Source organism: Albidovulum litorale (assembly GCF_025751495.1).
Lineage (GTDB): Bacteria > Pseudomonadota > Alphaproteobacteria > Rhodobacterales > Rhodobacteraceae > Albidovulum > Albidovulum litorale.
The window spans coordinates 625,384-644,685 of sequence record NZ_JAOWKZ010000002.1 but is presented as its reverse complement, the minus strand read 5'-3'; the positions used below and the strand labels follow the sequence as shown (position 1 = coordinate 644,685).

19 protein-coding genes are annotated in these 19,302 nt (G+C 64.1%); 9 read left to right on the top strand and 10 right to left on the bottom strand.

Going from position 1 to position 19,302, the window contains the following annotated elements:
- Window positions 1–81: 81 nt before the first annotated feature.
- On the top strand, window positions 82–1,194 hold the full coding sequence (locus OEZ71_RS08985) for a site-specific DNA-methyltransferase (RefSeq protein ID WP_263739608.1): 1,113 nt from the start codon (window positions 82–84) through the stop codon (window positions 1,192–1,194).
- Window positions 1,195–1,370: 176 nt separating this feature from the next.
- On the opposite strand, the gene OEZ71_RS08980 is transcribed toward OEZ71_RS08985, so the two are convergent.
- The 3 genes from OEZ71_RS08980 to mutY all read right to left on the bottom strand — a co-directional run bounded on the left by OEZ71_RS08980 (window position 1,371) and on the right by mutY (window position 4,214).
- On the bottom strand, window positions 1,371–1,862 hold the full coding sequence (locus OEZ71_RS08980) for an L-2-amino-thiazoline-4-carboxylic acid hydrolase (RefSeq protein WP_263739607.1): 492 nt from the start codon (window positions 1,860–1,862) through the stop codon (window positions 1,371–1,373).
- A gap of 101 nt (window positions 1,863–1,963) precedes the next feature.
- A complete protein-coding gene (locus tag OEZ71_RS08975; protein ID WP_263739606.1) occupies window positions 1,964–3,100 on the bottom strand; it encodes an alkane 1-monooxygenase in 1,137 nt (378 codons plus the stop codon).
- 52 nt (window positions 3,101–3,152) lie between these two features.
- A complete protein-coding gene (gene mutY / locus OEZ71_RS08970) occupies window positions 3,153–4,214 on the bottom strand; it encodes an A/G-specific adenine glycosylase (protein ID WP_263739605.1) in 1,062 nt (353 codons plus the stop codon).
- 82 nt (window positions 4,215–4,296) lie between these two features.
- Here mutY and OEZ71_RS08965 point away from each other — a divergent pair, with 82 nt between their 5' ends.
- The 3 genes from OEZ71_RS08965 to OEZ71_RS08955 are packed head-to-tail and all read left to right on the top strand — an operon-like array spanning window position 4,297 to window position 6,624.
- Entirely contained in the window at window positions 4,297–4,824 is a 528-nt protein-coding gene (locus OEZ71_RS08965; protein WP_263739604.1) for a DUF721 domain-containing protein, read from the top strand.
- 4 nt (window positions 4,825–4,828) lie between these two features.
- Complete coding sequence (locus OEZ71_RS08960) at window positions 4,829–5,500, top strand: DsbA family protein (RefSeq protein WP_263739603.1); 672 nt, start codon at window positions 4,829–4,831, stop codon at window positions 5,498–5,500.
- 5 nt (window positions 5,501–5,505) lie between these two features.
- On the top strand, window positions 5,506–6,624 hold the full coding sequence (locus OEZ71_RS08955; RefSeq protein ID WP_263739602.1) for a CaiB/BaiF CoA transferase family protein: 1,119 nt from the start codon (window positions 5,506–5,508) through the stop codon (window positions 6,622–6,624).
- Window positions 6,625–6,650: 26 nt separating this feature from the next.
- Here the strand turns inward: OEZ71_RS08955 and lpxK are convergent, their stop codons facing one another.
- The 3 genes from lpxK to OEZ71_RS08940 all read right to left on the bottom strand — a co-directional run bounded on the left by lpxK (window position 6,651) and on the right by OEZ71_RS08940 (window position 10,187).
- Complete coding sequence (gene lpxK / locus OEZ71_RS08950) at window positions 6,651–7,649, bottom strand: tetraacyldisaccharide 4'-kinase (RefSeq protein ID WP_263739601.1); 999 nt, start codon at window positions 7,647–7,649, stop codon at window positions 6,651–6,653.
- The gene (locus OEZ71_RS08945; RefSeq protein ID WP_263739600.1) at window positions 7,649–8,944 is read right to left on the bottom strand and encodes a 3-deoxy-D-manno-octulosonic acid transferase; all 1,296 of its coding nucleotides are present in this window, start codon (window positions 8,942–8,944) and stop codon (window positions 7,649–7,651) included. Before OEZ71_RS08945 ends, lpxK begins: the two co-directional genes overlap by 1 nt.
- Before the next feature lie 145 nt (window positions 8,945–9,089).
- Window positions 9,090–10,187 (bottom strand): S1 family peptidase, encoded by a 1,098-nt coding sequence (locus OEZ71_RS08940; RefSeq protein ID WP_263739599.1) that lies wholly within the window; start codon window positions 10,185–10,187, stop codon window positions 9,090–9,092.
- Between the two features lie 386 nt (window positions 10,188–10,573).
- Here OEZ71_RS08940 and OEZ71_RS08935 point away from each other — a divergent pair, with 386 nt between their 5' ends.
- Complete coding sequence (locus OEZ71_RS08935; protein WP_263739598.1) at window positions 10,574–10,951, top strand: hypothetical protein; 378 nt, start codon at window positions 10,574–10,576, stop codon at window positions 10,949–10,951.
- Here the strand turns inward: OEZ71_RS08935 and OEZ71_RS08930 are convergent.
- The 3 genes from OEZ71_RS08930 to OEZ71_RS08920 all read right to left on the bottom strand — a co-directional run bounded on the left by OEZ71_RS08930 (window position 10,941) and on the right by OEZ71_RS08920 (window position 14,729).
- The gene (locus OEZ71_RS08930) at window positions 10,941–11,720 is read right to left on the bottom strand and encodes a 3'(2'),5'-bisphosphate nucleotidase CysQ (protein WP_263739597.1); all 780 of its coding nucleotides are present in this window, start codon (window positions 11,718–11,720) and stop codon (window positions 10,941–10,943) included. The two genes, OEZ71_RS08935 and OEZ71_RS08930, sit on opposite strands and share 11 nt — an antisense overlap.
- Window positions 11,707–13,053 carry a TldD/PmbA family protein gene (locus OEZ71_RS08925; protein WP_263739596.1) on the bottom strand — a complete coding sequence of 449 codons (1,347 nt, stop codon included), beginning with the start codon at window positions 13,051–13,053 and terminating at the stop codon, window positions 11,707–11,709. Before OEZ71_RS08925 ends, OEZ71_RS08930 begins: the two co-directional genes overlap by 14 nt.
- Window positions 13,054–13,238: 185 nt before the next feature.
- Window positions 13,239–14,729 (bottom strand): DUF2125 domain-containing protein, encoded by a 1,491-nt coding sequence (locus OEZ71_RS08920; protein WP_263739595.1) that lies wholly within the window; start codon window positions 14,727–14,729, stop codon window positions 13,239–13,241.
- Between the two features lie 135 nt (window positions 14,730–14,864).
- On the opposite strand from OEZ71_RS08920, the gene OEZ71_RS08915 reads away from it, so the two are divergent.
- Entirely contained in the window at window positions 14,865–15,479 is a 615-nt protein-coding gene (locus OEZ71_RS08915) for an enoyl-CoA hydratase/isomerase family protein (RefSeq protein WP_263739594.1), read from the top strand.
- A 13-nt stretch (window positions 15,480–15,492) separates the two neighbouring features.
- Complete coding sequence (locus tag OEZ71_RS08910) at window positions 15,493–16,458, top strand: ornithine cyclodeaminase family protein (RefSeq protein ID WP_263739593.1); 966 nt, start codon at window positions 15,493–15,495, stop codon at window positions 16,456–16,458.
- A gap of 1 nt (window position 16,459) precedes the next feature.
- On the opposite strand, the gene OEZ71_RS08905 is transcribed toward OEZ71_RS08910, so the two are convergent.
- Window positions 16,460–16,762 (bottom strand): HNH endonuclease, encoded by a 303-nt coding sequence (locus OEZ71_RS08905; protein ID WP_263739592.1) that lies wholly within the window; start codon window positions 16,760–16,762, stop codon window positions 16,460–16,462.
- A gap of 53 nt (window positions 16,763–16,815) precedes the next feature.
- Here OEZ71_RS08905 and OEZ71_RS08900 point away from each other — a divergent pair, with 53 nt between their 5' ends.
- Both OEZ71_RS08900 and OEZ71_RS08895 read left to right on the top strand, forming a co-directional pair.
- Complete coding sequence (locus OEZ71_RS08900) at window positions 16,816–18,129, top strand: mechanosensitive ion channel family protein (protein WP_263739591.1); 1,314 nt, start codon at window positions 16,816–16,818, stop codon at window positions 18,127–18,129.
- Window positions 18,126–19,289: a TIGR03862 family flavoprotein gene (locus OEZ71_RS08895; protein WP_263739590.1), complete on the top strand. Its 1,164-nt coding sequence runs from the start codon at window positions 18,126–18,128 to the stop codon at window positions 19,287–19,289. Before OEZ71_RS08900 ends, OEZ71_RS08895 begins: the two co-directional genes overlap by 4 nt.
- The last annotated feature ends 13 nt before the right edge of the window (window positions 19,290–19,302 follow it).

The window sequence follows — 19,302 nt, the reverse complement described above, 5'->3', positions numbered from 1 at the left end:
AAAAAGAATTTGACGGCGAATCGCTCCTGACTCATCTTGGTGGCAACAAGAACGGCACCAGATGCCGGGGATGAGGCAGCGATGACGAAGACCATGACAAAGGGGGCTGTGAAGCTCCCGCTCAACGAAATTATCGACGGCGACTGCGTCGAGGTGATGCGGTCCTTGCCCGCCGAGAGCGTTGATCTGATCTTCGCCGACCCGCCCTATAACCTTCAGTTGCGCGGCGATCTGCACCGGCCCGACAACTCCAAGGTCGATGCCGTGGACGACCACTGGGACCAGTTCGACAGCTTCAAGGCCTATGACCAGTTCACGAAAGACTGGCTCGCCGCCGCCCGCCGCCTTCTGAAACCCAACGGCGCGCTCTGGGTCATCGGCTCTTACCACAACGTCTTCCGCATGGGCGCCGAACTGCAGAACCAGGGCTTCTGGATCCTCAACGACGTCGTGTGGCGCAAGTCGAACCCGATGCCGAATTTCCGCGGCAAGCGTTTCACCAACGCGCATGAGACGCTGATCTGGGCCTCGAAATCCGAGGCCGGGAAATACACCTTCAACTATGAGGCGCTGAAGGCGCTGAACGAAGGCGTGCAGATGCGCTCCGATTGGGTCATTCCCCTCTGCACGGGCCATGAACGGCTGAAGGACGAGGCGGGCGACAAGGCGCATCCGACGCAAAAGCCCGAGGCGCTTTTGCACCGCATCCTCGTCGGCACGACCAATCCCGGCGACGTGGTGCTGGACCCGTTCTTCGGCACCGGCACGACGGGCGCGGTGGCCAAGATGCTCGGCCGTGATTTCATCGGGATCGAGCGTGAGGCCGCCTATCGCGAGGCAGCAACAAAGCGGCTTTCGAAAATCCGCAAGTTCGACCGCGAAGCGCTTGAGGTCTCCGCATCCAAACGCGCCGAACCGCGTGTGCCCTTCGGGCAGGTCGTCGAACGCGGCATGCTGCGGCCGGGCGAAGAACTTTATTCCGCCCGTGGCCAGCGCGCCAAGGTCCGGGCCGACGGCACGCTGATCGGCAACGACATCAAGGGTTCGATCCATCAGGTCGGTGCCCATCTGGAAGGCGCACCAAGCTGCAACGGCTGGACCTACTGGCATTTCAAGCGGGACGGAAAACTGGTGTCGATCGACATCCTGCGCCAGCAGATCCGGGCCGAGATGGACGATACCCGCCCACATTGATCACAAGTTACCGCCGGTGCCTGTGGCCTGATCCACGGCACGAAACTAACCCCGCCGGAATGCACCCCGGCGGGGCCTTTTTTCGAGTTTTGGAAAACTGGGGGCCTGCTTCGGCCCCTAAACCGTCATGGCAAGTGACAGCGCTTTTGGCTAGCCTGCGCCAGATGTGCTTATTTTCAAGTGTCGGCCTGCTTGAACTGGTATCTGAATGGGCAGCGTGCCGCGCCGTTCATGATTGTCGCCGATCGAGATAGGGTGACGGTTGGCGCCGACAGTTCGGCGATGTGATCGTCGAGTTCACATGTCAGGATCGCGCCCAATTCCGGTTCGCCCAACTGCCGGAAGAAATCAGCAAATCGGCAGCCTGTCACATCGACGTCGAGCTTCTTGGCATTGTGCTCCAGAATCTCCAGGTCCACATCCCCCTCGAACAGGTTGGCAAGCACCTCGGATGTCTCGTAAAAATTCTCGGTCGGGTTTGAAGACGCCGACGAGGCGACGCTGGATATCCAGTCTTTCATGCAGGATCGAAGCACAGGATAGACCAAGGCGTTTGCAGCTTCTTCTCCAAGCTCAGTACGCAGGCGACGAAGCAGCGGCACCAGAACCTCGGCTTGCAGCCGCACCCTCTGCATGAGTGTGACGGGCTGAGTATCGCTCGTCTTCATGGCGTCTCCCTTCACACGATTACGCGCCGGCAGCCTGATGAAATCCTAGTACGGAAAGCGGCGCTACGTCATCATCAGCGCGGACAAACGCCCACCATGCGTCAGCTTGCGCCCTTCGGCATCGGAAGATTGCCGCGATTGTAGTCCGTCCAGTCGCTGATATCGGGGTAGTATTTCTTCCGCCACGCCCGCACGCGCGGGTTCATGCGACGCCGCCAGAGCGGCGGGACCATTGCAAGTGCGGTCATTCCGGGATAGCCGATGGGCAGCTGGGGGGCCTCATCCGCGCTGTAGGTCTGCAGAAGCGGGAAGCGGCGGTCGGGTTTGTAATGGTGATCCGAATGGCGCTGAAGGTTGATCAGCATCCAGTTGGTCACCTTGTGATCGGCATTCCAGGAATGACGCGGCAGAACATGTTCGTACTTACCCTCGCCCAGATGGCGGCGGGTCAGGCCGTAATGTTCCACGTAATTCACCAGCTCCAACTGCCAGATCGCCACGAAGGCCTGCCATATGAAAAGGCCAAGCCCCGCCCAGCCGCCGATGGCAAAGGCAAGGACAAGCGCCAATAGCTGCAGCGCGCCGTAGCGCCAGAACGGATTCGATCCGTGCAGGGGCGAACGCCCGGCCCGCGACAGAAGCTGCTTTTCCGCCCGCCAGGCCGATCCCGGTCCCTCGGTCAGCACCCGGAAGAACATCCGGTGAAAGCCTTCGTTGTAGCGCGCCGTCACCGCATCGCGCGGCGTACCGACATAGCGGTGATGGACCAGCAGATGCTCGGTGCGGAAATGGCTGTAGAGCACGGTCGCCAGCAGCAGATCGCCCAGCCAGCGCTCCAACCGGTTCTTCTGATGCATCAGCTCATGGGCATAGGTGATGCCGATGGAGCCCGAGATGACGCCGACCCCGAAGAAAAGCACGATCTTTTCCCATGTCACGAGGTGGTCGGCGCGGGTGACATACCAGATCATTCCGTAAAGCGTGACCGCCTGGATCGGGAACCAGATCATCGTGATCAGCCGGTACCAGAAGAGATCGGCCTCCGGCGTATCGGTGTCGGGGTTTCCCGTCTCACGCCCTGCGATGACGTCGAGGATCGAGGTCACGATCCAGCCATAGACGGGCAGCAGCCAGACGGTCCAGCCGCCTGCGGACGCCCCGATGATGGCGAGCGGCACGAGGATCAGCGACAGCCAGAACGGGGCTGCCGAGACGAAGCTGGAAACGGGTCGGGACATCGGGCCTCTGCCTCATGCCTTTTGGTCAGTCTAGTCGCGGGGCGGCTGCCGCTCAATCGCCGGTCGCGGGCTGGGACGCAAGGTCATGAACCTTGCGCATGACGGTCGGCAGATCGTCGGCGCGGAACTCGGTGTCCGGCACGAAATGTCCCCGTTGGGGATTGGCGCCCATGGACAAATGGGCGGTTTCGACCCGCAGGACCAGATGGAAATGGGTGAAGGTGTGCCGCACCTCGCCCGGCACTTCGCGCCAGTCGGCCTCGGCGGGCGGGGCAGGGGCGGGGTCTGCTTCGGTCCAGCCGGTTCCGGGCCAGCCGAGCATGCCACCCAGAAGCCCCCGATCCGGGCGGCGTTCCAGCAGCACCGCACCGTCCTCGCGGCGGCCGAGATAGGCGATGCCGTAGCGGGTGGGTTTGGCGGCTTTCGGAGTCTTGCGGGGCAGGTCGGTGGCAATACCGGCTGCCTGGGCCTTGCAGAATTCGCGCAGCGGGCAAATGCCGCAGGCGGGATTCCGCGGGGTGCAGATGGTCGCGCCAAGATCCATCATCGCCTGCGCATGATCGCCGGGCCGTTCGCGTGGCGTCAGCCGGGCGGCCAGCGCTGTCAGTTCAGCCTTTGCCCCGGGCAAAGGCGTTTCGACCGCAAAGAGCCGTGCCGTGACCCGCTCGACATTCCCGTCAACCACGGTCGCGGCCTCGTCAAAGGCGATGGCCGCGATAGCGGCGGCGGTATAGGGGCCGATGCCCGGCAGTGTCAGCAGACGGTCGCGGGTTTTGGGAAACCGCCCGCCATGATCCGCAACCACCGCCCGGGCGCATTTCAGCAAATTGCGGGCGCGGGCGTAATAGCCAAGCCCCGCCCATTCGGCCATCACCTCGGCATCCGCAGCGGACGCCAAAGCCGTGACATCCGGCCAGCGCGCCGTGAAGCGGTGGAAATAGTCACGCACGGCGGCGACGGTTGTTTGTTGCAGCATGATCTCCGACAGCCATACGCGGTAGGGATCCGGGCGCATACCCCGCGCGCGGTCCGCAGGCCCGACTCGCCAGGGCAGAACGCGGGCATGGGTGTCGTACCAGCCGATGAGTGCCGCGCCGATTTGTTCGTCCCGCAAATTTCCGCTCCGTCATCATCAAGCCGGTGGGCAAGGCCCCATGCGGGGTCTAACATAGGTCCAAGATCGGGAAAGGACAGGGATGAGCGTTACGCCCCCCAACCAGAAGCGGCGCGGCCGAGGTTTTGAGCCCGCCGCAGGCCTTTTGAAGGACCGCATCCGCTCGGTCGGCGAATCGCGCGGCTTCGCCGTGTCGCGGCTTCTGACCCACTGGGCCGAAGTGGTGGGAGACGAGATTGCCGCCATGGCCCTGCCGGTCAAGGTCGGCTACGGGCGCGAAGGGCTCGGCGCGACACTGACGCTCCTGACCACCGGCGCCTCGGCGCCGCTCCTGCAGATGCAACTGCCGAAGATCCGCGAGAAGGTAAACGCCTGCTACGGCTACAACGCCATCTCGCGGGTTGTGATCACCCAGACCGCGCCGACGGGGTTTGCCGAAGGACAGGTCGCCTTCACCCCGAAACCGAAACCCGCCCCGGAACCGGCAGATCCGACGGTGCAAGCCACTGCCAGAACACTTTCCGGTGAGATCGGAGACCAGACTCTCAGGGCAGCGCTTGAAGCCTTGGGCGAAAAGGTCTTATCTCGGCCCCGAAACAGAAAAGGCTGATCCCATGTCCAAGACTTACCTCATCGCCGGCGCCGTGGCGCTTGTCGCTGCCGCGGGCGGCGCGTTCTGGATGACGCGGGATGCCGCGCAGACTGCGAATGTCTCCACCTTCTCCACCGCCGCAGTTGCGCAGACCGCGACCGATGTGCAGATGGTGCCGGACATGGTGTTGGGTCAGGCCGAGGCTCCCATCGAGGTCATTGAATATGCCTCCTTCACCTGCCCGCATTGCGCGAACTTCCATGAAACCGTCTTCGACCAGCTCAAGGCGAACTACATCGATACCGGCAAGATCCGCTTCGTCTACCGCGAGGTCTATTTCGACAAGTTCGGTCTCTGGGCCGCGACGGTTGCGCGCTGTGGCGGAGAGGAGAAGTACTTCGGTATCTCCGACATCATCTACGACACGCAGAAGACCTGGATCGCTGACGGCGACGCCGCGACGATCGCCGACAACCTCAAGAAGATAGGCCTGAAGGCCGGCCTGTCCGCCGAAGCGGTCGATGCCTGCATGCGCGACGAGGATCAGCTCAAGGCGATGATCGCGACCTATCAGACGAACGCCACGAAGGATGAGATCAACTCGACCCCGTCCTTCATCATCGACGGCGAGAAGTACTCCAACATGTCCTATGAGGATTTCGCCAAGATCCTCGACGAGAAGCTGGCGAACTGACCGCGATGACCCCGCTGCACGGCCTGAAGGTCGTCGAACTGGCCCGTATCCTGGCCGGTCCTTGGGCCGGTCAGACGCTGGCCGATCTCGGCGCCGAGGTGATCAAGGTCGAAGCGCCCGAAGGCGACGACACCCGCCGATGGGGCCCGCCCTTCATCGAGCGCGACGGCGACCGTTCCGCCGCCTATTTCCACGCCGCGAACCGGGGCAAGTCTTCGGTCACGGCCGATTTCCGCACGGCAGCTGGGCAGGCTCTCGTGCGCGATCTGGTCAAGGACGCCGATATCCTGATCGAGAACTTCAAGGTCGGGGGCCTGAAGAAATACGGGCTCGATTACAACAGCCTGCGGCAGGTGAACCCGCGCCTCATCTACTGTTCGATTACGGGTTTCGGCCAGACCGGTCCCTATGCCCACCGGGCAGGGTACGATTACATCATTCAGGGCATGTCCGGGCTGATGAGCGTGACCGGCGAACCCGACCGCCAGCCGCAGAAAGTGGGCGTCGCGGTGACGGATATCTTCACGGGTATCTATGCCGCGACCGCGATCCTTGCCGCCGTGCACCAACGGACAGTGACCGGCGAGGGGCAGCATATCGACATGGCGCTTCTCGACGTAGCGACTTCGATCATGGCCAATCAGGCGATGAACTACCTTGCCTCTGGCACGCCGCCCCAGCGGATGGGGAACGCGCATCCGAACATCGTGCCCTATTCCGTCTTCGACTGCGCCGATGGTTGGATCATCGTCGCCACCGGAAATGACGGCCAGTACCGGCGGCTCTGCCGCGTGCTGGGGCTCGACGATCTTGCCGAAGCGCCAGACTACCTGACGAACGCCGACCGCATCGCCAACCGCGAGCGCCTGACGGCAGCGATCACCGCGAAGACGAAAGGCTGGGCGAAGGCCGACCTTCTGGCCGCCTGCGAGGCTGAGGGCGTGCCCGCCGGACCGATCAACGATATGGGCGAGGTCTTTGCAGACCCGCAGGTCGTGGCGCGCGGCATGCGGATTGAACCCGGCGGTGTGCCGGGCGTCCGCTCGCCCTTCACTATCTCCGGTGCGGATCTGGTGCTGGACCGCCCCTCACCGAAACTCGGTGAGCACGGCGGGAAGGACTGATCGGGACAGGTGGGTTCGAACCCGCCTTACTTTTTAAATCCCAACTCTGAGAGCCGCGCATCAAGCGGCGCCCAGTCGTCCAGTTCCAGCCGCACCGGAACGGTCAGGACCTGCGCCCGGAACTCCTGCGGCAGGCGGACGGCGTCCTTCTCCGTCGTCACCAGTTGCGCGCTGAGGGCGGCCGCATCGCTTTCCAGACGCCGCAGGATCGCGGGGGTCAGCGGCTGGTGATCGTCGAGCGGCACCGACCGGACAATTTCGGCCCCTAGGTCGCGGAGCGTCGCGAAGAACTTCTCGGGATGACCGATGCCGGCGAAGGCCAGCACTCTGAGGCCGGGCCAGTCCATACCGGTGGGCAGCGGTTTCAGGCCTCCTGTGAGGTGTGGGATGCGTATCGCGTGCCCCCATCGCGCCTTGAACGCCTCCTGCGCCGGGGGATCGCCGATAGAAAGGATCATGTCGGCGCGGGCAAGGCCCGCCTCAACCGGTTCCCGCAGGGGACCTGCGGGCAGGCAGAGCCCGTTGCCGAAGCCTCGCGCGGCATCGACAACGACGACGGAAAGGTCCTTTGCCAGCGCCGGATTCTGGAATCCGTCGTCAAGCAGGATTGCCCCGGCCCCTGCCGCTACGGCCGCTCGCGCGCCCGCCGCGCGATCGCGGGCGATCCATGTGGGGGTGAAGCCCGCCAGAAGCAGCGGTTCGTCGCCGCATTGCGTCGCATCATGCCGCCGTTCATCAACGCGGACCGGTCCCGTCAGCGATCCGCCATGGCCGCGGCTGACGACATGGGCAGTCACGCCCTTGGTGGCCAGTCTCTGCGCCAGCGCAATAACGGTAGGCGTCTTGCCGGTGCCTCCGGCATTGATATTGCCGACACAGATGACCGGAACGCCGGGATGATCGCCGCGACCCGATGCCAGCCGCCGGGCGGTCTGGCTGGCATAGATCCGGCCGAGCGGCGACAGAAGCCGGGCGGCAAGGCCAGGTGCTGCGGGATCGCGATACCAGAAGCCGGGCGCGCGCATCACATTGCCACCTTTCTGGCGGTTGCATCGAGCGCCTCAAAGACCGCCTGTGCCACGCGTTCCGCCACCTCCGCGCCGCCGGACGAGGCCGCCCAGGCGTTGTGCGCAAGGATCGCCGCCTTGTCCGCCGCGATCATCTCGCCCACCGCCTCGGCAAGGGTCGCACCGCTGTCAACGCGCCGCGCCGCCCGCGCCTCGGTCAGGCGGGCATAGGCGTCGGGATAGGGGCCTGGATAGGGTCCGTGCAGGATCGCCGATCCAAGAGCCGCCGGTTCGAACGGATTTCGGCTCGGCCCGCCTTCGATCAGCGTGCCGCCCATGAAGGTCACCGGGGCAAGCCGGTACCAGAGGCCGAGCTCCTCCTCGCCATCGGCAACAAAGGCCTGCACCTCGGGGTCGGGTTCCTCCTCGCGCGATCTTTCGGCGATCATCCAGCCCACCTGCCGCAGCCTTTCGGCCAGAGGGCCGGCGCGCGCGGGATCGGCAGGGGCGACAATCAGCAACATGCGGTGGGCCAACCGCATCGCATGGGCATGGGCGGCGATGACCGCATCCTCCTCGGCCTCGGTGCATCCGGCGACCAGCCAGATCGGTCGGGCCATCAGAAGCTCGGCCAGCGAACTGCGTTCAGTCTCGCTGCAGGTCAGCGGTTCGGTCGTCTCCTCGATCCGCCCGGCAACGTCGATCTGCGCAAGCCGCCCGCCCAGCCGACGCAGCCGCGCCGCGCTGTCGGGGTCCTGTGCCATGATCCGCCGGAACCGTGACAGAAGCGATGCCACCATGCCGCGCCGCCAGCGCCAGGCACGCTCACCCGCCTGCGTCATCCGGATATTCACCAGCATCAGCGGAATATTCCGGCGGTCTGTTTCACAGATCAGAACGGGCGGCAGGCTGCCCCCGGCAAGAACACACAGATCGGGCCGCCAATGGTCGAGAAAGGCGTGGATCGCGGTCTGGTTGTCGGGCGGACACAGATCAGTGATCGCGCCTTTGGGAAAATTGTCCGCATCCGGCAAGGCATCCCCATCGCGGGTGATGAGCAGGCTCAGTTCCGGTCGTTCACGGACAAGCTTCTGCGCAAGCTGCCCGAGCCGACGGGGCGTGGCATCCCGTCCAAGATGCAGCCAGATCAACGCACCATCGGGCCGGGCCGGACGAGATGGCGCGGGCGGGACCGTACCGCCCCGTGCGGTCAGCAGATAGAGCGCGAGCGCAATCGAACGTCCCATCGTCGCCTGCGGCTCAGAAATCGCGTTCGCAAGCTGGCCCGCCGGAGGATCGCCCGTGGGCAACATCTGCAACGCGCTGAGTCATATGCCGGCTCCGCTAAGGCCATGGGTTCGCGCCACCCTATGCGATGGGGCGCATAGCCTCAAGGCGGCGGAGGCGCCTGCCCGGATTGCCTTTCGGGGCGGCACCGCCGCCCCGATACCGCCCGTTTCAGCGTGTCGTGACCAGCTCGACACCAAGCGTGTTCTGAACGTCCAGAAGGTGGTTGTGGATTGTGATCACCGCCGAACCGGCAAACAGCAGCCCGACGCCGTTCAGATCGAAATCCATCAATAGGCTGCCGGAATCGCCACCCGCCGACATGCCCGTCGTGATGATTTGATGACGGAAGATCGCGATTCCCTCGGCGCCGAAGTTCACCGCGACGGTCGCATTCGTCGCCAGAACCACGCCCTGCGTCACTTCGGTCGTGCGTCCGACCTTCAGGACGTTCATCAAGGGCAGCGCCTGTCCGACACCTGTCGGTGCCGCCGCGCCGATGATCGAGGCGGTGACATTGCGCGCATCCGTCGGACGGGCCAGCGCGGCATCAACTAGGTTATAGCCCGAGGCACCAAAGACGATTTCCTCCGTCCGCTCGAAGGTCGCAACCGTATCGGCGGGGTATAGCCCGCCATCGAACGGACCGGGCTGCAGGATCTTGTCACCAGGCCGGGCCTTGTTCACATCGGCCAGAACATGGTTGTTCGACAGGATCAGGATGTCGCCCTTGCAGTCCTGCCGCCCATGGCCATGACCGTGGCGGCAATGGCAATGCTCGCTCTCGCAGCAGCAGCGCCGCACATCGCGCACCAGCGCGCCGAACGTGCCCGCCGTGATGTTGTAATGACCGATGGAATAGCCGGGCAAAGCGGGCCGCACCCGCGTGTTGAAGGCAAGTGCGTTCAACTCGCCCACCTCGACGACATCGGTCGTGACCCCGTCGATCTCCGCCGGAATCTCCGACCCCTTGGCGATGTTCGCGGATTTCTCCTTCTTGGTCACATAGACGGTCAGCGCCGGTGTATCCTTCAGCGTCGTGCCCTTCATCTTGTTGGAACAGGCCACGCCGACGACGTTCTCTTTCGCCATGATCTCGGCTTCGTGTTTCTCCTGCACTTCAGTGACCTTGGCGCTGGCCTCCATCGCCTCCAGGCGTTGTTTGTCCGGCTCACCGGCCTTTTTGGCGGCAAAGCCAGCCCAGTTGTCGGCCAGTTTCTTGCCCGCGCTTTGCTGCGCACCGGACCACTGCTTAAGATCGCGTGTCATATCAATCTCCTTTTGAAATTACCCTTCCCTGAAAAGGTCGCGCATCGTCGGGCGCGAAATACCGACCCGACTGAAATCGTTCTAAAATACTGATTAAGCGCGAAGCCACTATACCAGAAACAACCTATGGTCGCCACGTCTGGTTTTACCCCATTGCACTCTCAAGGTTGCGATTCGCTTCCGGCCTCCTATCTTTAAAGGCGAGGCGCAGCGCGGCTACTCTATCGAACACCGCCTGTTGCCTGCCGCTCGCGACCCGTCGGGTCCCATTCGGGAGCGCACCGAAGATGAACAATTTTCTTGCTGTAGTCCTGTCAGTCGGCGCCCTGTGGCCGGGCATGGCGTCAGCGTCCGTCCAGTTGGACCGGACAGTGAAGGAGATCGAGATGAAGCGAACACTCGTGCCGGTCTGGTCGGCAGATGAAATCGCCGCGGGAGAGGGTTTCGCGGACAGGTGGAAAACCTTTGCGGCCAGCGCCACCGGCGACGGGGACGCGGCACCTATCGGCGCAGGGCAGGCGAAGGTGGCCGAGGTGCTGGCCCGGCACGAAGCGAGGCTGATGACCTATCCGGGCGTCGTCGCCGTCGCGGACGGCATCTGTCAGGACGGTCCGACGGCAGGTCAGCCCTGCATCACCGTCTTCGTCGCAGAAAAGATCGATCCCGAAACCACCACGCCCGAACACCGGGTGCCGGACCAGCTTGACGGCGTGCCGGTTCAGGTCATCGTGGCCGGAGAGATCGGTATATTGCCTAGGAAATGAGCCCCTCGCGCAGCGTGGACCAGAGCGGTCCCGGCGCGGCAATCACGCCCGCGACCCGGGGGTCGGCGGCGTTGTAGGACAGGCGCGCGCCTTGCCGGTCGGTCACTGTCGCGCCCGCCCGCCGCGCGATGAGGTCGCCGGCTGCAATATCCCATTCCCAACTCGGGCGCAGCGTCAGCATCGCGTCGAACCGCCCCTCGGCCACAAGGCAGAGCCGCCACGCAACCGAGGCGCGGAACTTGCGCGTGAAAGGCGGTGGGGCGCCGGCCTTCCACAGATCCGGCGACAGGTTGGATTTGGCGGTCAGAAGTGTTGCCTCACCCGCCTTGGCCTTGGCTGACGCCCGGATCGGGGCGTGGTTCAGCGTAGCGGCGCCGTCTTCGGTTGCAGCATAAAGCGCGTCGCGCATCGGCAGAAAGACAACGGCGGCAGTGATCTGGCCGCCCACAGCGACGGCGAGCGAGTGGGACCAGCTCGTATCGCCCTCGATGAAGGCTCGCGTGCCGTCGATCGGGTCGATGATGAAGCACCTTTCGGCCCTCAGCCGTGCCCCGTCGTCGGGCGTTTCTTCCGACAGCCAGCCATAGTCCGGCCGGGCGGCGGCGAGTTCGGCATGCAGCATCCGGTTCACCGCCAGATCGGCCTCCGTCACCGGTCCAGCATCGCCGGGCTTTTGCCAGATGCCTGGATCGCGGCGGAAGAACCCGCGCGCGATGCGGCCGGCCTCACGCGCGGCCTCGATCAGAAGATCAAGATCACTCGCCGGCAAGCGTCAGCCCTTCAACCAGAAGCGAGGGGACAACGTGGCTCAGATGCCCCCGCGCATCGTTCGCGGGCGTGATCCGCATCAGCATGTCGCGCAGGTTGCCCGCGATCGTGCATTCATTGACCGGATAGGCGATCTGCCCCTTCTCCACCCAGAATCCCGACGCGCCCCGCGAATAATCCCCGGTCGTGGGATTTATAGAGGCGCCGATCATCGACGTGATAAGAAGGCCCGTGCCCATCTCCTCCATCAGCTGTTCGCGGCTCTTGTCACCCTGCGTCATTGCGATGTTCGAAATACTGGGCGACGGCGGCGAGGACGGACCGCGCGTAGCATTGGCGGTCGAGGTCATGCCGAGCCTGCGGGCCGTGCCGAGGTCCAATGTCCAGCCCATCAGCACGCCATCGCGCACCACGTCGCGTGCGACGGTCGGCAGGCCTTCGGCATCGAAGGGGCGCGAGCCGGAAATGCGCGGCCGGTGCGGGTTCTCATGGATCGAAAGCCCCTTGGGCAGCACCTGCTGGCCCAGCGCATCCCGGAGCCATGACGATCCGCGCATCACCGCCGAACCGTTGGCGGCAGCCAGCAGATGACCGATCAGGCCCGAGGCGATGCGTTCATCGAAGATCACCGGATAGGCCCCGGTCTTTGGCTTCTTCGCGCCCGCCCGTTCCACGGCGCGCGTTCCCGCCAATGCTCCAACCTCTGCCGCGTCGGGCAGATCGGACTGATAGGTCCGGCTTTCGGCCGCCCAGTCGCGCTCCATCTTCAGCCCCTCGCCGGTAATGGCGACGGCGGAGACCGAACGTCCTGTTCGCCCGTAGCCGCCGGAGAAGCCGTTGGTCGCGGCAATATGGATGTGACGGCGCGAATAACTGGCCGAAGCCGCCTGACACTGGCTGACGCCTTTGACATTCAGGGCGGCAGCTTCGGCACGGCGCGCATCCTCCTCCAGATCGGCGGCGGCGGGCTCGGATGTCGGGTCGGTCAGGTCGAGCGCGGCAAGGTCCCAGGCCCGCGCCAGGTCCGCCGGGTCAGCGAGCCCGATGCTCTCATCCTCCGGCGCTTCGCGGGCCATGGCGGCGGCGCGCTCGGCCATTTCGGCGATAGTGCGGTCAGAGATGTCGGAGGCGGAGACACAGGCCTGACGCTTGCCGATGAGAACCCGCAGCCCGATCTCGATCCCTTCGGACCGTTCGGCCTGTTCCAGCCTGCCGCCCCGGACATCGACAGAAACCGACGTTCCGTCGACGGCGATGGCATCGGAGGCATCGGCCCCGGCCTTCGTCGCCGCCGCCAGAAGCGCTTCGGTCAGATGGGAAAGCCGCTCGGTCATAGCTGGGTCCTGCTCCGGGTCAATTCTCTAGGACCTAGTCCGGGCCGGATCGGTGCGCAAGTGCGACGGGACAGATGTCGGGACGCATGCCATACGTGTGCCATACGCTGGCAGTACGGATGCCATATGACCAAAAGGAAACCGCCCGCCGGATGGCGGGCGGTTCTCACGTCTCAAGTGCGGGGTTACTGAACCCGCTGCCCGTTTGCATAAACGCCGCCATCTTCCTTGAACTCGATCTTGGAAGTCAGCGTATCCTCACCCGACGGCACAGCGAAAAGTCCCAGCATCATACGCGCGCCCATCGCCTGATCCTCGGGTACGAACCCCATCGCGACAAGCTTGTCGATCAGGCCATTGCCGCCGATCAGTTGCAGGTCAACTGCACCAAGTGGCTTAGGCATTCCTGCGCTATTGTCAAAGGTCACCGCCCCGGTTCCGGTCAGTTCCGCGCCGACGGCCGAGACCTTCAACTCGTTGAGATCAAGCGCCTCTAGCGAACCCGGAGGTGTCGCGCCGAGCGTTTCGGCCTCTTCCGGGTCAAGGATGTTGACCAGCATCTTCGCTGCACCGGACAGATCAACGATCACCGTCGCCGGGTCGCGTGGCAGTTGCGCCGCGGGGTCGAAAATGCCCCAGAGGCCTTCCGATACTTCGAGGTCGACGAACTTCATCAACATGCCGAAAGGCTGTGCATCGTCGCTCTTGGTCACCGGCAATGTCAGGTTAAACGCACTCTGCGCGACGGAAAGGTCGATTGGCAGCGGGAAGGATGAGACCTGCACCGACGTCTTGGTATCATTGCCCGTCACGCCATAGGACAGGCCCGAGGACGACATGTCGAGCAAGAGCGACCCGGTGCCAATCGTGGATTCGGCATGCATCGTCTCTTCGCCCTCGGCGAAATCCATCACATAGCCGCCGCCGGAGAACGAGAAAACACCGTCGACCGCCCAGCCTGCCTGAATGGCGGCATTCATGTCTTTCATGTCGACGCCTTCGGGCATCAACATATTGGCGCTGCCTTCCAATTCGGCAAACGAACCGGAGGTGGAGAACCTGCCCTTGCCCTCCGGATCCTCGGCGGACATCGAGAAGTCCACCTTCTCTGTCCGCATCTCCTGAACCACCTTGCGGTCGCCTTCGCTTTGCATCCGCATGGTGCCGCTATTGCCCGTGGCCTTCATGTTCAGCGTCAGCGGCACCTCGGCCCCGTCGACCGACATACCGCCCATCGCCATAGCCATTTCCGGGGCTGTGAAGTCATAGGTCGTGTCCGCCGCGCTGCCCGAGACGATGACCGACAGGCCCGATTGGGTCATGGTGATCACCGTCTCGACGGCTTCACCCGTCGCGGGTCTGGTCACGACCGTCATCGGGATGGTTTCTGCAACGGTTAACTCGACCCGTCCGTCCCCAAGTTCCTTCAGGCGCATTTCCCCAAAGCTGATCGTCGCCGTCACTTCCGGCATTTCGTTCGACAACGACATGCCAGAAACCACAAGCGTGTCGCCCTGCTTTTCCTTCGACTCGGCTGTCACCGCATAACCGGTATCGGCGTAATAGGCCTCGATTCCCGTCCAGACCTCCTCGGCCGTGATTTCGGCCCGAACGGCCGTCGAGGACAGAAGAAGCGCGGTAAGGGTCGCCGGACCCGCAAAGTGTTTCATCAGCATGCCTGCCTTGTTTGCAATGTCATCCCACAGCATCAGGCCGCGCACAGGCGCGGTCAAGGGCCGCAAGGGGATGGAATTTCACCATCAGGCGCTGTTACAGGGTAACAATCGGGCGATATCAAGGCGGTGAGGCAAATGATCCGGCTGGAAAAGAATGACTGTCTGTGGCGGGTCACGTTATCGCGACCGGAAAAGGCAAATTCCTTGACCCGTGCGATGCTCGGGGAACTTGCCGATATTGCGAGTGCGGCCGCCACGGAGAATGTCCGCGCCTTCGTGCTGACGGGCGAGGGCAAGGTCTTTTCCGCTGGTGCCGATCTGGATGAGGCGCGCGCGGGATTGGCGACCGATCCGGTCTGGGAACGTCTCTCTGGTGCTATTGCGTCCATGCCGTGCCTGACCATCGCGGCGCTGAACGGCACCGTGGCGGGCGGCGCCTTCGGCATGGTGCTGGCCTGTGATCTGCGCATCGCCGTGCCGGGCGCGAAGTTCTTCTACCCGGTTATGAAGCTGGGTTTTCTTCCCCAACCCTCCGATCCGCTTCGAATGACCGCACTGATCGGGCCTGCACGGGCCAAGATGATCCTTATGGCGGGCCAGAAGGTCGGGGCGGAGGAGGCATTGGCGTGGGGTTTGATTGACCGTATCGTTGACCCTGACGGGATGGACGGCGCGGTTGCGGACCTGAGCGCCGATGCCGCCAGCGCTGCGGCAGACCATATTGCGGCGATCAAGCGGATGGTTCGGTGAGGGCGGCCATATCATGACGGATAAAAGCGGGTTCCTTTACCTGTCCGATGCGGCTCTGAACGGGCTCGGCATCACCACGACCGACGTGGTCGACAAGATTGAGGCCGCGCTGCTTGCCAAGGCCGACGGGCAACTCTGGACCGCGCCGAAATCGGCGGTGATGCCGGGTGACGGACGCTACATGATGTCGACGCTGGCAGCAGCGGACCATCCGGGCGTGATCGCGGTGAAATCCGTGATGGTCGCCCCGAAAAATCCGGCGCGGGGATTGCCCGGAATCAATGGCGCGATCCTGATCCTTGACAGCGAGACGGGCATCCTGAAGGCCGTTCTGGATGCAAACTGGGTCACGGCCGTGCGCACGGCCGCGCTGAGTGCCGTCGTGGCGCGGCGCCTTGCCGACCCGGGCTCCGCCATCGTTGCCTTCGTTGGCTGTGGTGTACAGGCCCAAAGCCATCTCTCAGCCTTCGCCGAACTGTTCCCGCTCAGGGAAATCCGGGCGGTGGGACGCGGTCAGGCGAAGGTCGACGCGTTATGCGCGGCGGCGCGCGGGATAGGACTCATGGCGCGCGCCGCTCCGGCACAGGAGGCGCTCGACGGCGCCGACCTTGTGGTGAGCTCTATAACCCTCGACTACTCAGTCGAGCCGTTCCTCGATGCACGCTGGCTGAAGCCCGGTGCCTTCGCTGCCATCACCGACCTCGCGATTCCTTGGGCGCCGGACGGAATGGCTGCTTTCGGAACCGTGATCATTGATGACCGCGTGCAAGAGTCTGAAAGCGCCAGAGCGATGGTCGATCCGGCCCTCGTTGCCGGCGATCTGACGGAGCTTGTCAGCGGAAAAGTCACCGCATCCTTCGCGCCGGGTGAGCGGTCAGCCTTCGTGTTCCGCGGCATCGCGGTGGGCGACTTCGCGCTCGCAGCGCTGGCCTATGAGCGTGCGGTGGCGCTCGGCCGGGGCACCCTGGTCACGTCCTAACCTAACGTCCCCGGCGCGGCCCCGGCACGCGGGACCGGAAACCCGGTGGCCGCAACGCTACCCACTGCACGAATTTCTGAAGTCTCGGATGGGCGCGGAGTGTCTCGATCGTCGGATAATCTCGTGCCAGTTCCGTCTCGTTCAGCGTCGCATGGATTTCCGCGTGGCAGATCGCGTGCAGCAGCACCGTCGGCCCGCCCTTGCCGCCCCGTAGTTTCGGCACGAGGTGATGACGGCTTTGCGCCACGTCCGGCGGGATGGGGCGCAGGCAAAGCGGGCAGATCGGATCGGGTGCTTGTGTCATGGTCGGTTTCTTGTCACAGGATGGTCTGAGCAACCGGAGGGGGCAAGAGCGCCATGGATGGACAGCCAGAGATCGTTGCCATGGCGCTTGGCTATCTGGACCAGTTCTGGGCCATCGCAATCGACTGGGCCACGAGCCCCGCCGCCTGGTCGCAATTCGCGCTGCTCGTCGTGTCCTGGCTGATCGCTGTTGTCGTCGCGAAGAAACTCGGGATCAGGATCGCGACCTTCGTCGCCCCGCCGACGGATGCCAAGGGCCCCTTCGCCATTCTGCGCCGGTTCATTCTGCGTTTCCTGCCGCTGCTCCTGCCGCTTCTGGCCTATGGCTTCACCGCCATCGGTGAAAGCGTCACCCGGTCGCTTTTCGGCTCGGGTGCGGTCATCGCCTTCGGCAAGCGGGTCTTTTTCTTCATCGCCGCGCGGGTCTTCGTCTCCAAAGTCATCAGCGACCCGTTCCTGAAACTGCTCGGCCGTTACGTGCTGATCCCCGTTGCTGCGCTTTATGTGCTTGGCCTGACGGACGAAGCCGCCACATGGCTGGAAAGCCTGACCGTCGAACTGGGCAATATCAGCTTCTCCATGATGGCGCTTATTCGCGGCGCCATTGCGGGAAGTCTTCTCTTCTGGCTCGGTTCCTGGTCGAACCGGCGCAGCGCCGACTATATCAAGGCGCAGGAGGAACTGCGCCCTGCCACCCGCGAACTGGCGGCAAAGGCGGCGGAGATCACGATCTTCGGCGTGGCCTTCCTGCTGCTTCTCAACATCATGGGGATCGACCTGACCACCGTCGCCGTTCTTGGCGGTGCACTGGGCGTCGGCATCGGCCTTGGCCTCCAACAGATCGCGGCGAACTTCATCTCGGGCATCATCCTGCTGGTCGAGGGTCAGACCACGGTCGGCGACTATGTCGAACTGGATGGAGGGGAGGCTGGGACCATTGTCAGGATGACCGCGCGCGCCTGTATTCTTGAGACCTTCGACGGAAAGTGGATCGTGGTGCCGAACGAACACTTCATCACGACCCGCGTGGTGAACTATTCCGATCAGGGCAGCGCCAACCGTTATGAGGTCGGGTTTTCGGTCAGCTACGACACCGATATCAACACGGTGCCCGACATCATCAACAAGGCCGTCTCGGCACTGCCTTTCGTCCTGTCGAAACCCGAAGGCCCGGATTGCGAGTTGAAGGGGTTCGGCGACAGCGGCATCGACTTCAGCGTCGAATACTGGGTCTCGGGTATTGATGACGGGCGCAACAAATATGCCAGTCACGTCCTTTTCGCCGTCTGGAACGCGCTCAAGGATGCCGGGATCACCATCCCCTATCCGCACCGCGTGGTCGAGTTCAAAGGCGGGTTGCCGAAGTGACCGATGCCCTTCTGATCGGCGCGGGCCCGGCCGGTCTGATGGCGGCCGAGGCGCTGGCGGCGGCCGGGCGGCGGGTGATGATCTGCGAGGCAAAGCCAAGTCCCGCTCGCAAGTTCCTGATGGCAGGCAAGTCCGGGTTGAACCTGACGAAGGACGAGCCCTTCGACACGTTCATGCAAAACTACGACGCCGACTGGCTGCGCCCGATGCTGGAGGTCTTCGGTCCGGCAGAGGTCATGGATTGGGCGCGGGGGCTGGGGCAGGAGGTTTTCACCGGCTCCACCGGCCGGGTCTTCCCCGAGGCGATGAAGGCCTCGCCGTTTTTGCGCGCATGGCTGAGACGGCTCGACGCTGCGGGGGTTGGGTTGCGCACGCGTTGGCGCTGGGCGGGGTTCGACGGTGATGGATTTGCCTTTGAAACGCCGGCCGGGCGGCAGGTCCTTCACCCGAAAGTCACCGTTCTGGCACTCGGCGGCGCAAGCTGGGCACGGCTTGGATCGGATGCGGCCTGGGTGCCGTGGTTGGCAAAAAAGGGCGTCGAAATCGCCCCGTTCAAACCCGCCAATGTGGGCTTCCGCGTGAACTGGTCGCCCCATATGGCGCGCCATTTCGGCCAGCCGGTGAAGGGGGCTGCCCTGATCGCGGGCGGTCAGGTGGAGCGGGGCGAATTCGTCATCTCGGAAAGGGGCGTCGAAGGCGGCGGGGTCTATTCCGTATCCCGTGCGGTGCGGGATGGGGCTGCCCTGATGCTTGACCTGTTGCCCGACCGCAGCCTGTCCGACATCGAGGGCCGGCTCGCCACGGGGCCGGGCAAGGACACGGCGGCGAACTGGCTCCGCAAAGCGCTGCGCCTTGACCCGGTGCGCATCGCGCTGTTGCAGGAATGGGGGCGTCCCTTGCCGAAAGGCGAGGCGCTGGCCCGGCTGATCAAGGCCTTGCCCGTACGCCATGACGGACCGCGTCCGATCGATGAGGCGATATCGGTTGCGGGCGGGATCGCACGCGGGGCGCTAACCGACAATCTGGAGCTCAACGCCCTTCCCGGAGTCTTTGCGGCAGGCGAAATGCTTGACTGGGAAGCGCCAACCGGCGGCTACCTGCTGACCGCCTGCCTCGCGACCGGGCTCTGGGCCGGGCGCGCTGCAGCAAAAGTGAAATAAGCGCCCGATTTCC